This window comes from Pandoraea commovens, assembly GCF_902459615.1.
GTDB lineage: Bacteria > Pseudomonadota > Gammaproteobacteria > Burkholderiales > Burkholderiaceae > Pandoraea > Pandoraea commovens.
This window is the reverse complement of record NZ_CABPSA010000001.1, coordinates 1,035,039-1,049,024: the sequence shown is the minus strand read 5'-3', so window position 1 is coordinate 1,049,024 and position 13,986 is coordinate 1,035,039. Positions and strand designations below refer to the sequence as shown.

Genomic DNA, 13,986 nt, shown 5'->3' with positions numbered 1-13,986 from the left:
TGGTTCCGAGTGAAAGCGAAGCTGAAAATCGCATCACCTTTCACGCGGAGTACATCATCATGAAAATCCTGGTATTGGGTGGCACGGGAACCATCGGCACGGCAGTCATGGCGGAACTGAAACATCACGATCTCATTTCCGTCGGGAAGACGTGCGGCGACCAACAATGCGACATCGGCAGCGATGAAAGCGTTAGCGCCTTGTTCCAGCGAGTCGGTAAAGTCGGTGCGATCATTTCCGCGACGGGAGACATGTTCTTCGGCGCGTTCGACGACATGACACCCGCGCAAGTCAATGTGGGTCTTCAAAGCAAACTGCTGGGCCAGATTCGGGTTGCACTCATTGGCAAACGCCATCTTGAAGACGGCGGATCGATTACGCTGACCAGTGGTATTTGTTCGCACGAACCGATTGCGCAGGGCAACAATGCCACGGTCGTGAATGCTGCTGTGGACGCGTTCGTTTTCGCAGCAGCCAGCGAGATGCCGCGCGGTATTCGTATCAACGCCGTGAGCCCTTCGATCGTGACGGAGTCGAAGGGCATGTACGGCCCGTTCTTCCCCGGATTCGAATCGGTCGACGCCAGTCGTGTGGCGCTGGCTTACCGGCGCAGCGTCGAAGGTATCCACACGGGGCGCACCTATCGCGTCTGGTAACCGGTTGCCCCCTGCGCATGCGTTGGGGGGAACGCATGCGCAAGTTCCGGCAGGGGGCATTGTCTGCCAGATTGGGGGCACCATTGTTTGCCAACGCCAAACACACCGTTCGCGTTGCCAGACGTCTTGGGTCGAATGTGAAATGTTATGCATTGCCGCCGATGCGAATATGGCCGTTTCGCCATGTTTCGAAGACTCGTTTAGTTTGATTTTCGACGGCAAGGCGGTGTCGATATAGAACGGAATTACGTTCGATTGAACAAGAACGCACGTAGCTGGCAGAAATGTCCGGGCCAGATGCGCCAGAAGCGAAAACCAGACTTCCGTTCGTTTTTTTCTGCGGTTCTCTACATGCGTCGGCGTCGCGCCGGATGAGATTGTTCGGCAGATGCTCGCAGTCTGAAGCGTGAGGCCTCGACTATTGGCCGCCGCCAATTATTCAATTCGGAACGCGATGCTTTCGCGATCGCCGGTGCTTACCTAGGCTCAAGTCGTCGCCTCCGGACGTGCGGCCTGCCGTGCAGGCGAAAGATGGGTGTCGTAGTCAGAGGTTTTCTGAGTTCAGATCATGATGAGATTGTGTTCCCGTGCTTGCGAGCCGTCCGTTGGACGGCATCCGTCGACAAGCTGCCCGTGTCTATCGGCGCAAAAGACCTGTGCCCGCTCACGACGGCTGTCGCGCAGACGCGACCGTTCGACCGACGACATGGCGTTTCGGCCTGCCCGGCGAATGCGCATGTCGCCGGGCAAGCGGCCCTGTTTGCTGAGCGTATGGCGCTGGGACGATGCGTGAACTTCACGGCGGCGTTGGCGCAGTAAATGATCGGCTCGCATGACCGCAATCAGGCGAGCCGAGTGCGGGGTTACTGGCGCGGCAACGCGTCGAGTACCGGATACATCTCGCTGGGCTCCGGACGTTGCGTGTAGTCCGGATTGATCTCGGCGTAGGCGATGGTGCCGTCTTGCGCGATGACGAAGCGTGACGGCATCGGCAACGTCCAACTGTCGTCGCCATTGATCGCGGGCAGCTGAACGCCGAAGCTCTTGTACGTCTCGATCAGATAGTCCGGCATGCGGAAGCGAAGTCCGAACGCGTTCGAGACGTCGCCGTTGGCATCGCTCAGGATCGGAAAGCTCAATCCCAGCTCCTGCGTCGACTTTTTGCTGTTGACCGGCGTCTGCGGCGAGATCACGACGAGCGACGCACCCTTGGCACGAATCTGGTCGGCGGCTTCTTCAAGCGCCGTCAAATCCAGCTTGCAGTACGGGCACCAGCCGCCGCGATAGAAGGTCACTACCACCGGCCCCTTGGCCAGCAGCTCCGACAGCACGACGGTGTTGCCGAGCGCATCTGGCAAGGAGAACGACGGTGCGACGTCTCCGGTTTTGATGGCGCGTTCGGCCTGGCCCGTGGCAATCAGCTCATCGGTGGCGCGGTGCATGGCATCGACGGCGGCCTGCGGAACTTGTGATTCGAATTGGACTTTGAAGGCGTCCAGTTTGGCTTGGAGAGTCATGACTTAATTCCTCTGTGAAGTCGAAAGCGACTTGTGTGTATTGACGGCAGCGAGGCATTCGATGAAGTCGCCGCCAGGTTTCCAGTCGATGCACGCGGTAGGTGATGCGGTATGTGATGTGCTTCGATGGACACAATTTCGCTTATTTGCAGAGTGAGGGGTAGACTGCCGAATCAACTAAGATTTATTTGAATTTCGTATGAGTGATCGTCTCTATGCTTTGCGGCTGTTCGCACGGGTCGCTCGTGCCGGGAGCTTTTCGCGGGCAGCGAAGGAAATGCATCTCTCTCAGCCGTCGGTGTCGAGAATCATCTCCACGCTCGAGGGTGAAGTCGGGGCGGCGCTATTCACGCGAACCACTCGGGCCGTGACGCTGACGGAAGCCGGGGCCGATTACCTGTCACGCGTCGAACGAATCCTTGCCGAGCTTGAAGAGGCGGATCACGCCGTGAGAGGGACCGGGGAGTTGCGCGGCATATTGCGTGTCGGCGTGGCCACGAGCTTCGCGATCCGCGAAGTCATCCCGCATCTACCCGCATTCATGCAGCGGCATCCGGCCCTGAAAATCGAACTCCAGATGAGCGATCGTCGACAAAATCTGGTGGTCGAAGGGGTCGACGTGGCGCTCAGATTCGGTGCGTTGCCGGACTCGTCTGCGCTGGCGAAACGTCTCGGTACTTCGGTGCGCCTGCTCGTGGCCTCGCCCGAGTACCTCGCTCGGGCGGGGACGCCAGCATCGCCTTTGGACTTGTCGGCGCACGCGATCATCGTCGGTCCTGCGGCCTCCGGGCAGATCGGCTGGACATTCCGTCGCGACGGCCGGGAAACCTCGGTGGCCGTCGACGGACGATTGCTGGTCAACGTGAACGAAGCCGTCACCGTGGCGGCCGTTGCCGGTCTTGGCATTGCATCGACGGGCACCTGGGGCTGTCGGGCCGAGTTGGCTGACGGACGGTTGATTCAACTGCTTGCCGACTGGGAGATGGAGCCGGTGGAGGTCCATGCGGTGCTGGCCGCAGGCCGGGCGGCAAAACCGTCGGCCAGAGCATTCACCGCTTATCTGGCCGACGTGTTTCGGGCGATGTGAGGGCAGCCTCGACGTCGACGTCTTCCCGGGGCGTTGCGTCGGCATCCCGAAGCCTGAACTTCCCCACGGTCCCGAACGCTTCTTCGTAGTTCATGCTGCGCTCGACCACATCCATGTTGCGTTTTGCTTCTCTCGCGTTCATCCAGTCGATGACCGCTGTCGTCGCAACGTCCCCGAAGGCGCGGTAAGCCGTGGCGACCAGACCGATGCAGCTTTGCAGCGAGTCGAGTTCCTGTGCGCGGGTCTGCGGTGAAGCGGACGGCGCGGGCAAGTCCAGCGAGTTCGGCGTGACGGTGTCCTCGTGTTCGTGCTGCGCGTGGTGCTGGCCTGCGATCTGGCCCGCCTGATTGAAGAACAGGATCATCGACGTGCCCAGCAACGCCGTCTGATATTTCCCGCCGTAGGTCTCGATATGCTTCGAGCCGAGGAGCTTTCCGGCAGAGGCGAACCATGCCGTATTCATGATCTGCGACGTGGTCGACGCGGGATTACAGTACTTGCCGACCGCCACCGCCAGATCCATCACGCTCGACAACGATGCGACTGCGGCAGTACCCAACGTAATCTTGTGCGCGCTCGATAGCGAGCTGCTCACATACGTTTCCTTCACCGTATTCAGACTGGCGGCGCCCAGCGCACTGATGCTCAGCGCGACATTACCGACGTGGTGCATCAACGCCGTAAAGCGACCGACCGCAGGCGGCGACGGCGCCATCTCACTCAATGAACTCGAAATTTCGGAAAGGCGTTTAAGGGCGTTTGCCGCGTCGTTTCGCACCGCAGCGTTGTCCGCGTCGGGCAAAGGCATGCCACCGGTGTAGGTGTTCGAAGCGTTGGCAGGCGTGAGGTAGGTGTTCGAATGTGTGCTTGGCATTGACTTCAGGGGCTTGAGCGTCGTTGAAAGAGTTGCGAATCAGAGGGCGTCCAGCAGGCGCGTCAAACGCGCGCGCAGGTCGGTGTTGTCGTGGGCGCAGCGGGCCATGTCCAGCGCGTCGGTGGCCATCTCGCGCGCGGTTTTTGGGTCGCCCGTGCGTTGCATGCAGATTGCAGCGAAGTAGAGCGGTTCCGGATTGCCGTATTCACGGGAGATCGCCACCATGAGCGGCGCAATCGCCTGTTCGAAATCGCCGAGCTGGCAAAGCACGTAGCCGAAGGCCTTGTACGCGGCGGTGTGATCGGGAAGCGCGCGGCAAATCGAGGCGAACGCGCGTGCGGCGCCTTCCAGATCGTTCGAGGCGTACAGGGCATACGCATGCGCGAGCGCTTGCGCATCCACAGCGCCATTGATGCGGGAGACGGGGGCCGAGGAGGACAAGGCGTGAGCCCGATGATGAGCGGCCGCATCAGGAGAGGGGGCCCGTGGACGGGCAAGAGGGGGTCTCGTCATGGCGTCGTTCCTTTCAAATGCGATCGCGTCATTGCGATCGTCCGTAATATGCGGCGAGCGAAAGCAGTGGGCTGTTGCGCCGGGACAATCGATGTCGAGAAGTCGCAAACGCGGCGTCGGGTTGGGGCGCAACCTATGAGGTCACGTTGCTCATGGACCAAAGTGCGCCGCGTTGGGAGAAGCACGAGGAACTGCCTGATGGCGCTGGAAGTCGCAGGACTGCTGTCACAGGGCACGACCGTACCGGCGTCGGCGCATCGGATTGTGTCTTGCCAGCGGGGCGGGAGTCGCGCGAACATGTCCCGTTCCCACAGGAGGCCGCATGACAACCGAAGCGCTGTTCCGACAAGACGCCTATCTGCGCCAATGCGAGGCGCGCATCACGCATATCGACGAGACGGGCATCATGCTCGATCGCACCGTCTTCTATCCGCTCGGTGGCGGGCAAGCCGGTGACGCTGGCGCATTCGTGCTTGCCGACGGTACGCGCCTGACCATCGCCGACACCCGCAAATCGAAGCACGAAGGCGCGACGCCCGACGATGCCGTGCACGTACCTGCCGAAGGGCAGGGCCACCTACTGGCCGGACTGTCGGTCGGCGATGTCGTTCAGGCGGAAATCGACTGGGAGCGACGCTTCCGTCATATGCGGTTTCATACCGCGTCGCACCTGATGTGCGCCGTGCTGCCGCACCCGGTCGACGGATGCAGCATCACCACGGAGTACGCGCGGCTCGACTTTGTGACGAACGAACCGATCGAGCGCGAGACAGTGGAGGCCGGGTTGGCGGCGCTTGTGGCGGCGGCACGTCCGGTCGCGATCGACAGCATCAGCGACGAAGAGATGGCGGAGCGCCCGGAACTCGTGCGGACGATGAGCGTGAAGCCGCCGGTCGGGTTGGGCCGCGTGCGACTCGTGCGCATCGAAGGCATCGACTTGCAGCCTTGCGGCGGCACGCACGTCGGCAACACTGCGGAGATCGGCGCATTGCGCGTGTCAAAGATCGAGAAGAAGACGTCGCGCACCCGCCGGGTGGTGTTGGCATTCGCCTGAGTCTGGCATCATCGGGCGATCTCACAACGTTCACCTCAGGATTCTCGATGGCGACTCCGGCAGCAGACATTCTTTCGCAAACCCAACCGTTGCAACCGTGGCAGGCGGTGCTCGACTTCTGGTTCGGCACGCCTGACGCCGAGGTCTATGGGATGGCACGTCCCGAGTGGTTCCGTAAATCGGATGCCTTCGACGAGGAGATTCGCACACGCTTCGGTGAGATCCACGCGCAGGCGGTTGCCGGGGCGTTGAGCGACTGGGCACAAACGCCGCTCGGCGCTTGTGCGCTGATCGTGGTGCTCGATCAGTTCTCACGCAACTTGTTCCGGCATCGCGGCGAAGCGTTCGCGGGTGACGCGCAGGCGCTGGCTGTGGCGCGTCGTCTTGTGGAGGCGGGTGACGATCAGCGGTTGCCGACTGCGCAGCATCGCGTGTTCGTCTATCTGCCGTTCGAACACGACGAGTCGCTTGAGAGCCAGCACACGTCGCTGGCGCTCTACGAGCAACTGGCGCAAACGTCGGGCCTCGTCGACAACCTCGATTACGCGCGCAAGCACGCCGTCATCATCGAGCGATTCGGTCGATATCCGCACCGTAATGCAGCGTTGGGACGCGACTCGACGCCGGAGGAAATCGCTTTCCTTAAGGAGCCGGGCTCGTCGTTCTGATCTGCTGAGGTGGGAAGGGCAGTCAGCCGCGCGGCGGGTTTCTCACCGCTGCTGTGGCTGCTGAGGTTGGCGAAGCCACCGACGTTGCCGGTTGACGTTGCTGGTGCCACCGGATCGAGAAGAAGCCGATGACGTACGCCAGCGCGCCGCCTGCGACGGCAAAGGCGGCCAGACCTGTACCGAGATGCAATGTCGCGGTGCCGAAGTCGAAATTCAGCAATTGCGTCCAGAAGCTCTCACCGGCCTGCGTGGCCGCCGCGACAGTCGCTTCGATCTCGGCCTTGGGGGACCAGTCGAGCATCCAGCGGCCGACATGATGCGCCCCGAAATAGACGAACGGCACCGTGAGCGGATTGGTAATCAGCGTGCCCATCGTCGCCAGAAAGAGATTCCCGCGCAGCAAGGCTGCCACGAGAATCGCCACCGGCATTTGCGCCACCGGAAGCAGAAACCCGAAAAAGACACCGCACGCCAGTCCGATGGCCACGCCACGCGGCGTGGCTTGCCACAGACTACGGCGCAACAGCAGGCCAGCATGTGGACGCAGCCAACGGGATCGCAGCAGCCGCATCGGGCGGAACATCTTTAACATCATGGGCAGGTTGCTCGTCGGATGGTGTTGACCCAGGCGGGCAGAAGGGCGGGCGCGCACGCAGAGGTCCGCATGCAACGGATGTCTGAGTGTCGGGGACGTCGAGAGTTCAATCGCGCCGTTTGGCGTGGGATGAGGCTGCTGGAGGGGCGGGGGACGGGGGAGGAGGAGGTGCTGCGCGACGGTCGTGCCGCGCAGCGATGAAGCGAAAGGCAACGACGCGACTGCTTAGATCTGCGTGCGTTGATGCGCCCAGCGATCGACCTGCGACGGCTTGAAGTGACGCATCGTCTCCAACAACGATTCCGGCGATGCGGCGATCTGCAACTGATCGAGTTGCGGCGCCTTGAGGAACTGTTCGGTCACCATCGACTTGAGGAACACCAGCAGCGGATCGTAGTAGTTCTCGACGTTGAGCAAGCCAATCGGTTTCGCGTGGTAGCCGATTTGCAGCCAGGTGAAAACTTCGAATAGCTCTTCGCACGTACCGATGCCGCCGGGCATGGCGATGAAGGCGTCCGAGAGATCGGCCATCATCTGCTTGCGCTGATGCATGTTCTCGACGACGTGGAGTTCCGTCAGCCCGGTATGGCCGACTTCCTTCTCCATCAATGCCTTCGGAATGATGCCGATGACCTCGCCGCCATGCGCGAGCACGGCGTCGGCAATGATGCCCATCAGGCCGACCTTGCCACCGCCGTACACGAGACGGATACCCGCTTCGGCCATGCGACGGCCCAGATCACGGGCCGCGTCTGCGTACTCGGGGCGAGCGCCGGTCGCGGCCCCGCAGTAGATGCAAATGGATTTGACTTCCGACGACATGCCTTACTGCACTCCCTTGGACGATGATTCCCGGGCCATCTTGTCATACAGCTCGCGTGACTTTCCCTTGAGGTAGGGCGCCATCTGCGAAAGGATGTGATAGCTCGATTGATGCAGCCCTGCGCCGATTTCTGCGGGATCGTTGTACTTGCGCGGGTTCATCACGAATTGATAGGACAACCAGTACGTGGATAACACCACCATGTTGGTGGTCACGATCTCGATCTGCTCCGGCGTGATTTCCATTTCGCCATCGGCCACGAGCAGGTCGCACATCTCGCGTGCGAAGCGCTTCTTGTGGCCGACGATCTGCTTGAAGTGCGTCTCCAGCGTACGGTTACGCGCGAGCAGGTCGTTGAGGTCGCGATAGAGGAAACGGAAACGCCACAGAAATTCGGACATGTATTGCAGATACGTCCAGACTTCGTCGAGCGTGGGTTTGTGATCATCGGGCAGTCGCAGGCGACGTTCGATTTCCTGCTCGAACTGCGCAAAGATGCTGTTGATGATGTCGTCTTTGTTGCGGAAGTGATAGTACAGATTGCCGGGGCTGATTTTCATCTCCTCGGCAATCGTGGTGGTGGTGACGTTCGGTTCGCCGATTTCGTTGAAGAGTCGCAGGGACACTTCGAGAATTCGTTCGCGGGTTCGGCGTGGCGGCTTTGCTTCCATGTCTGTCGGCCCCGGTTAGCGGCAAGCTCGGCGAAGGAGGTTCTCCGCTTGCGTTTATGAGTTGAGTATTGGGTATACGGCGAACGATTATACCCGGCAGCCAGACGCTGCCAAGCCTGCAACCCGGGGCGACGAGCGATATCAGAAAAATGCCGTACGTACGAGCTCCACAATGACCGGGCCGGCGAGCGAGGCCCAGGTGAGAAGGCACAGACCGAGCGCGACCAGCACGGCGGCACTGCCGAAATCCTTCGCACGCTTGGACAGTTCGTGCCGTTCGAGCGAAATACGGTCGATGGCGGCCTCGATGCTCGAATTGATCAGCTCGATGATGAGCACGAGCAGGATCGAGCCGATGAGCAGTACGCGCTCGACGGCCGTCACCGGCAGGAAAATCGCAGCGGGCAGGAGAATGGCGGCGAGCGCGAGTTCCTGACGGAAGGCGCTCTCCTCGAACACGGCAAACTTGAATCCGGACAGCGAGTACTTCAGGGCACGCCAGGCGCGCATGACGCCCCGGTTGCCCTTGTACGGATTCGGTTGTTTGTCGCGTGGCGGCGGGTGATCGATGAACAAGCGTCAGGTTCCTCGCCGCAACGGGCTCTGGAGGTGGATCAGACCGCGGGCGCGAGCGACGGCTCGGGCTTGCGCGGATGCAGATGCGAGGCGAATTCTTCAGAGGCCGCCTGCCACGAGAAGCGCTCGGCCCAGGCACGCGCGCTGGCTCGCGAGACCTTGAGGGCGTCCAGACACGCCTCGCGCAAATCCTCGCGCAGTGCGCCGCCGTCGCCCTCGGGGCAACCGGCGAACACATCGACCGGCCCGGTCACCGGGTAGGCCGCCACCGGCAGCCCGCACGCCATCGCTTCGAGCAACACCAGACCGAACGTATCGGTGCGGCTCGGGAAGACGAAGACGTCGGCCGACGCATAGACCTTCGCCAGTTCAGGCTGCGAGAGCATGCCGAGATAGTTCACATCGGGGTAGCGCGAGCGGAGTTCGGCCAGTTGCGGCCCTTCGCCCGCGACCCATTTCGAGCCAGGCAAATCCAGCTTCAGGAAGGCTTCGATGTTCTTCTCCACGGCAACGCGCCCCACGTAGAGGAAAATCGGATGTGCTGAATTTAGCACATGTGCTTCCTGCACACGGAAGATGTCGAGATCGACGCCGCGCGTCCACAACACCACGTTGTCGAAGCCATTCGCTTCGAGGTCGCGTTTGACGACCGGTGTAGGGGCCATGACCGCACGCGAGGGTTTGTGAAACCAACGCAGGAAACGGTAGGTGGCAGAGAGCGGGAAGCCGAAGCGCGCCTGCACGTATTCCGGGAAGCGCGTGTGATAGGCGGTGGTGAACGGGAAGCCGTTACGCACCGCCCACTTGCGGGCCGCCATGCCCAGCGGGCCTTCGGTGGCGATGTGCAGGGCGTCCGGGGCGAAGTCTGCGATGCGGCGTCCGACGCGCCCGCCCGCGAAGAACGCGAGGCGGATTTCCGGATAGGTCGGGCACGGGATCGTGCGGAATTCCTGCGGCGTGAGCAGCTCGACACGATGGCCGGCCCCTTCCAGCTGAGCGCGCGTGTTCTTCAACGTGCGGACCACGCCGTTGATCTGCGGATCCCAGGCGTCGGTGACGATCATGATTTTCATCGGGCGCTCCTTCGCGCGTTTGGCGCGGGTGGAATGACACGCGCAATCGCGCGTGAAGTAACGCGCACGTCGGGCGGTGTTCGGCCGTCCGTGCGCAGGTTGAGTTCGGGGTGTCTCGTGCTGCTGAGTCAGGCGCTGACCGGTGTAGCTTTCACGCGCTCGCGCGTGTTGCGCTTCTGTGTCCAGTAGATGATCTTCAGCTCGCCTTCGGTCGTCTCGACGAGTGCGGACAGGCTTTCGACCCAGTCGCCGTCGTTGCAATACAGCAGCCCGTCGATCTCGCGGATTTCCGGCTTGTGGATGTGCCCGCACACCACGCCGTCACAACCGCGGCGGCGCGCTTCGTCGGCCATCACGTTCTCGAACGCGGAAATGAAATTCACGGCGTTCTTCACTTGGTGCTTCAGGTACTGCGAGAGCGACCAGTACGGGAAGCCGAAGCGCGTGCGCACGCGGTTGAACCAACGGTTGAGCAGCAGTGTGAGCGTATAAAGCGAGTCGCCCAGATAAGCGAGCCATTTGGCGTGCTGAATCACGCCGTCGAACAGATCGCCGTGGGTGATCCACAGGCGCTTGCCCGAGAGCGTGGTGTGAAACGCTTCGTCGCGCACTGCGATGTCGCCGAACGCCAGCCCGCAGAACTGTCGTGCCGCTTCGTCGTGATTGCCCGGCACGTAGATCACCTGCGTGCCCTTGCGTGCACGCCGCAGCATTTTCTGGACGACGTCGTTGTGCGCCTGAGGCCAGTGCCAGCCTTTGCGTAAATGCCAGCCGTCGATGATGTCGCCGACCAGATAGAGGTAATCCGACTCGTGATGCCGCAGGAAGTCGAGCAGATATTCCGCCTGGCAGCCTTGCGTGCCGAGGTGGATGTCCGAGAGCCAGATGGTGCGGTAGCGGGTGATGCCTTCGGGCGGCGGGTCGAGCGGATCGGGAGTGTCCGGCGGCAGGTCGATGATGGAGGGCGGTGTGGCGGGAGGACTGGCGGGCGGGGAGGCGGGGCGGCCCGGCGGGGTGTCTGCGAAGTGACCGGCGCGAGCCGAAGGCGTTGGGATCGGCAGATCGAAAGTGGGTGTCGTCGTCATAGCGGCTCGCACGTCGCGTTGAACATGCGAGCATTCCGCCATGCCTTCGTGAACGCACGATGACAGTCATGCGTGTGTCGCGAAAGTGTCTTTTAGCGTCGTGCCGATGCGACAGCCTGCAGCGCATGCATCCATCGCGAGTTGCCGGGCGGCATCGTCGCGCCCGCGTCAGTTGCCGTGCCGCAACCCTTGCGCCACGCGCTCAAGTGTCTCCAGCACGAGTGCCCGCGAGCGCGGATGCGTGCCCAGAGAGACGTGCCCCAGACCGTCCAGCGCAATGTTGTGTGCACCCGGCAAAACAGACGTGCGCACCGGATACACGACGTTGTCGTGCGCCGTGTAAATCGACGTGATTCGCGCGCGTTCGGCATCCTTTTCGCTGCTTGCCAGCGCCACCAGCCACTCGCTGCCGATGCTCATCTGACGGACGTTATGTCCGATGCCATGACGCGCATGCAGCGTGCCGAAGTGCGGCGAACCCAGGGTGATGGTGTGCGCGACAGGCAGCGTCGGATAGCGGCGCAGGCCGGCGCGTGCGGCGATCCCGCCCATGCTGTGGCCGATGATGACCACAGGCAGCCGCGTGCGCTCTGCAAGGTGCCGCGCGGCGTTGGCGATGGTTTCGGCGTAGTCGTCGATGTCGCCGAAGATCGGGGCGAGATTGACGGCGTCGCAATGATAACCAGCGTCCGCCAGATGACGGGAGAAACGCAGCCAGAAGGCGCGATTGCAGCCGTAACCATGCAGCAGGAGGACCGCCACGGGGCGTGCCGGTCCGCTGGGCGCGGGCAGTGGGGCGGCGCTGAACCACGGTTGGTACAGGTCGAGCAGGAGGATCGACGCTGCGCACTCATAGACCCAGATGGCGATGTTCGTGCCTGCGGTGGTGCGACGCTCAGGGCTCGGGTCGCCGTGCGCCGCCATGACGAAGCCAGCCGCGAGGCCGAGTGCGTGGGAGAAGGGAAGCCAGAGGAGTGTCCAGAGCACGGTCGTCCACGGGCTGTGCCACGCTGACCACGTCGCGATGGCGACAACGATCGACAGGGCGATTTCGATCGCGCCGTAAATCAGATGTGGACGGGAGGGCCGCAGCACCGGGGCGGCGGCCAGCGGCGGCGTGCTCATCGTCCCCTCATTTGCCCAAAACGCTGACGAGCCGCGTACCGGCGAGCCGGTCGTGAACGAACTGATGATCGGGCATCACGCGCATGGCGAGCGCCCAGATCACGAGCCAGCCGCCGAGCAGCGCCACGCTGTTCCAACCGGTGAGTCCCAACGCCCAGTCGAGTGCCATGGCTGGCAGCACCCAAAGCCACGCCAGGACATAGCGCAGGACCGCCCGCACCGGGCGTACCGGCAAACCGTGCGCGTCGACCAGACGGATCTTCCAGGTCTTCATGGCAAGCGTCTGACCGCCGTGCGTCCAGAACCAGACGAAGTACGCGCCGAGCACGAGGAACAGCCAGGTTTGCATGGCGTGGCGGTACATCAGTCCGCTGCGTTGCTGCGTCAGCGCGCTGAAGAGGTAGCCCGCGAGGAAGAGCACGCCGAAGAGCAGCAGCGACTCGTAGACCATCGAGAGCAGACGGCGACGCAGCGTCGGCACGGCATAGCTTTGCGGCCCGGCGGAGTCAGGTGCGTCAGGTGTGTCGGCAGCAGGGGACGAATGAGACGAACGAGGCGGCTTGGCAGCCTGAGTCGTAGCGGAGTCGGTCATCGCGGCGTGGTCTGAGGTCTTGTTGTCGAAGGCGCGGGGCGGCCCGGTTGGCATCCGGCAGCATGCGTTCGTTACGTATTCGCTGAGAAGGCGTCGCCCATTATGCGGAAGATTGGGCGGATGGGCCAGCCAGCCGGGGTGGCCTCACACGGGCGCCAAATGCAAACGGCCGCCCGAAGGCGGCCGTCGACTGTCATGTCGGCTGACGGTTGGCGTCAGTTGTGGTGATACAGATCCGAATTGAAGGTGTCCGCGTTCTTGTCGCTGTTGGCCGGGGCGGCGCTGGCTGCACCGTTGCTGGCGGCTGACGGATTGGACGCGGCGGGTGACGACGAGCCGGATGCCGGTGCCGGAAGGGCGGCCGACGGGGTCGACGCGACCGGTGCGGGTACGGGCAACGCACCGTTCTTCGAGGCGGCAGCACCATCCTTGCGATGCACGGCAGCGTACGGATTCTTCACGCCGGAACGGCCTGTGGGCGGTGCGCTGACCACGTTGGGACGGTTGGATTGCTTCTTGTCGTCCGCCGCCAGACGCTTTTTCTGCTCTTCCGTGAGCTGCTGGTACTGCTGCCAGACCTGCGCTTTGCGCTCCGGCGGCAAGGTCTTGGCGTTCTGATAGCTTTCGCGGGCCAGTTGGCGCTGCTCAGGCGTCAGGCGCACCCAGTCGGCCATACGGTCGTGCAGACGCTTGCGGCCTTCGGGCGACAACGTCTGAAAACGCTTGGCGATCTCGACCCACTTCTCGCGCTGACGTTCGCTCATCCGGTTCCAGTCCTGGGCGAGCGGGGCGAGGGCTTCCTGCTGTGCGGCATTGAGCTTCGCCCACGCACCACCCGGCGAGGGCAGGGCAGCCAGCGGCGCGCTGGTTGCAGCGGGCTGGCTGGCGGTGAGCGTACCGACGGGGCCGGAGACCGCCGCCGCGCCGTTGCCGGATGCGGTGGTGCCGTCGATCACCGGCGGCGCATCGGACACCGGTTCGGGGGCTTGCGAGCGGCGCAGCGCTGCCGTGCCGGCAAGAGCGGCGACGACTAGCGCGGCGACCAGAAAAAGTACGTTGCGTCGCGTCACTGGCTGG

General features: G+C 62.9%; 17 protein-coding genes. 5 read left to right on the top strand and 12 right to left on the bottom strand.

What is annotated here, in order from left to right:
* Positions 1–59: 59 nt before the first annotated feature.
* Both PCO31010_RS04700 and PCO31010_RS04695 read left to right on the top strand, forming a co-directional pair.
* A complete protein-coding gene (locus tag PCO31010_RS04700) occupies positions 60–656 on the top strand; it encodes a short chain dehydrogenase (RefSeq protein WP_150663507.1) in 597 nt (198 codons plus the stop codon).
* Between the two features lie 633 nt (positions 657–1,289).
* Entirely contained in the window at positions 1,290–1,475 is a 186-nt protein-coding gene (locus tag PCO31010_RS04695; protein ID WP_174984317.1) for a hypothetical protein, read from the top strand.
* Positions 1,476–1,519: 44 nt separating this feature from the next.
* On the opposite strand, the gene PCO31010_RS04690 is transcribed toward PCO31010_RS04695, so the two are convergent.
* The gene (locus PCO31010_RS04690) at positions 1,520–2,173 is read right to left on the bottom strand and encodes a peroxiredoxin-like family protein (RefSeq protein WP_150663171.1); all 654 of its coding nucleotides are present in this window, start codon (positions 2,171–2,173) and stop codon (positions 1,520–1,522) included.
* A 199-nt stretch (positions 2,174–2,372) separates the two neighbouring features.
* Between PCO31010_RS04690 and PCO31010_RS04685 the strand changes: the two genes are divergently transcribed.
* Positions 2,373–3,260, top strand: a complete 888-nt coding sequence (locus PCO31010_RS04685; protein ID WP_150663170.1) for a LysR family transcriptional regulator — start codon at positions 2,373–2,375, stop codon at positions 3,258–3,260.
* Here the strand turns inward: PCO31010_RS04685 and PCO31010_RS04680 are convergent.
* Both PCO31010_RS04680 and PCO31010_RS04675 read right to left on the bottom strand, forming a co-directional pair.
* The gene (locus PCO31010_RS04680) at positions 3,223–4,134 is read right to left on the bottom strand and encodes a hypothetical protein (protein WP_150663169.1); all 912 of its coding nucleotides are present in this window, start codon (positions 4,132–4,134) and stop codon (positions 3,223–3,225) included. The two genes, PCO31010_RS04685 and PCO31010_RS04680, sit on opposite strands and share 38 nt — an antisense overlap.
* A 39-nt stretch (positions 4,135–4,173) precedes the next feature.
* Positions 4,174–4,755 carry a tetratricopeptide repeat protein gene (locus PCO31010_RS04675; RefSeq protein WP_150663168.1) on the bottom strand — a complete coding sequence of 194 codons (582 nt, stop codon included), beginning with the start codon at positions 4,753–4,755 and terminating at the stop codon, positions 4,174–4,176.
* A gap of 214 nt (positions 4,756–4,969) precedes the next feature.
* On the opposite strand from PCO31010_RS04675, the gene PCO31010_RS04670 reads away from it, so the two are divergent.
* Both PCO31010_RS04670 and PCO31010_RS04665 read left to right on the top strand, forming a co-directional pair.
* Positions 4,970–5,701, top strand: a complete 732-nt coding sequence (locus PCO31010_RS04670; RefSeq protein ID WP_150663167.1) for an alanyl-tRNA editing protein — start codon at positions 4,970–4,972, stop codon at positions 5,699–5,701.
* Positions 5,702–5,748: 47 nt separating this feature from the next.
* A complete protein-coding gene (locus PCO31010_RS04665) occupies positions 5,749–6,369 on the top strand; it encodes a DUF924 family protein (protein WP_150663166.1) in 621 nt (206 codons plus the stop codon).
* Positions 6,370–6,391: 22 nt separating this feature from the next.
* Here PCO31010_RS04665 and PCO31010_RS04660 read toward each other — a convergent pair whose 3' ends face one another.
* From PCO31010_RS04660 to PCO31010_RS04620, 9 genes are all read right to left on the bottom strand, one after another.
* Complete coding sequence (locus tag PCO31010_RS04660) at positions 6,392–6,964, bottom strand: DUF2062 domain-containing protein (protein ID WP_150663165.1); 573 nt, start codon at positions 6,962–6,964, stop codon at positions 6,392–6,394.
* A 225-nt stretch (positions 6,965–7,189) separates the two neighbouring features.
* Positions 7,190–7,786 carry an LOG family protein gene (locus PCO31010_RS04655; protein ID WP_150663164.1) on the bottom strand — a complete coding sequence of 199 codons (597 nt, stop codon included), beginning with the start codon at positions 7,784–7,786 and terminating at the stop codon, positions 7,190–7,192.
* Between the two features lie 3 nt (positions 7,787–7,789).
* On the bottom strand, positions 7,790–8,458 hold the full coding sequence (locus PCO31010_RS04650; RefSeq protein WP_150663163.1) for a TetR/AcrR family transcriptional regulator: 669 nt from the start codon (positions 8,456–8,458) through the stop codon (positions 7,790–7,792).
* A 141-nt stretch (positions 8,459–8,599) separates the two neighbouring features.
* Complete coding sequence (locus tag PCO31010_RS04645) at positions 8,600–9,034, bottom strand: diacylglycerol kinase (RefSeq protein ID WP_047905104.1); 435 nt, start codon at positions 9,032–9,034, stop codon at positions 8,600–8,602.
* Positions 9,035–9,072: 38 nt separating this feature from the next.
* Positions 9,073–10,107 carry a glycosyltransferase family 4 protein gene (locus tag PCO31010_RS04640; protein ID WP_150663162.1) on the bottom strand — a complete coding sequence of 345 codons (1,035 nt, stop codon included), beginning with the start codon at positions 10,105–10,107 and terminating at the stop codon, positions 9,073–9,075.
* Between the two features lie 128 nt (positions 10,108–10,235).
* Positions 10,236–11,192, bottom strand: coding sequence for a UDP-2,3-diacylglucosamine diphosphatase (locus PCO31010_RS04635; RefSeq protein ID WP_308340565.1), 957 nt, complete (start codon positions 11,190–11,192; stop codon positions 10,236–10,238).
* A gap of 168 nt (positions 11,193–11,360) precedes the next feature.
* Positions 11,361–12,317, bottom strand: coding sequence for an esterase/lipase family protein (locus tag PCO31010_RS04630; RefSeq protein WP_150663160.1), 957 nt, complete (start codon positions 12,315–12,317; stop codon positions 11,361–11,363).
* A 7-nt stretch (positions 12,318–12,324) separates the two neighbouring features.
* Positions 12,325–12,909 (bottom strand): RDD family protein, encoded by a 585-nt coding sequence (locus PCO31010_RS04625; protein ID WP_150663159.1) that lies wholly within the window; start codon positions 12,907–12,909, stop codon positions 12,325–12,327.
* 215 nt (positions 12,910–13,124) lie between these two features.
* On the bottom strand, positions 13,125–13,979 hold the full coding sequence (locus PCO31010_RS04620; RefSeq protein ID WP_174984315.1) for a DUF3106 domain-containing protein: 855 nt from the start codon (positions 13,977–13,979) through the stop codon (positions 13,125–13,127).
* Positions 13,980–13,986 lie beyond the last annotated feature (7 nt).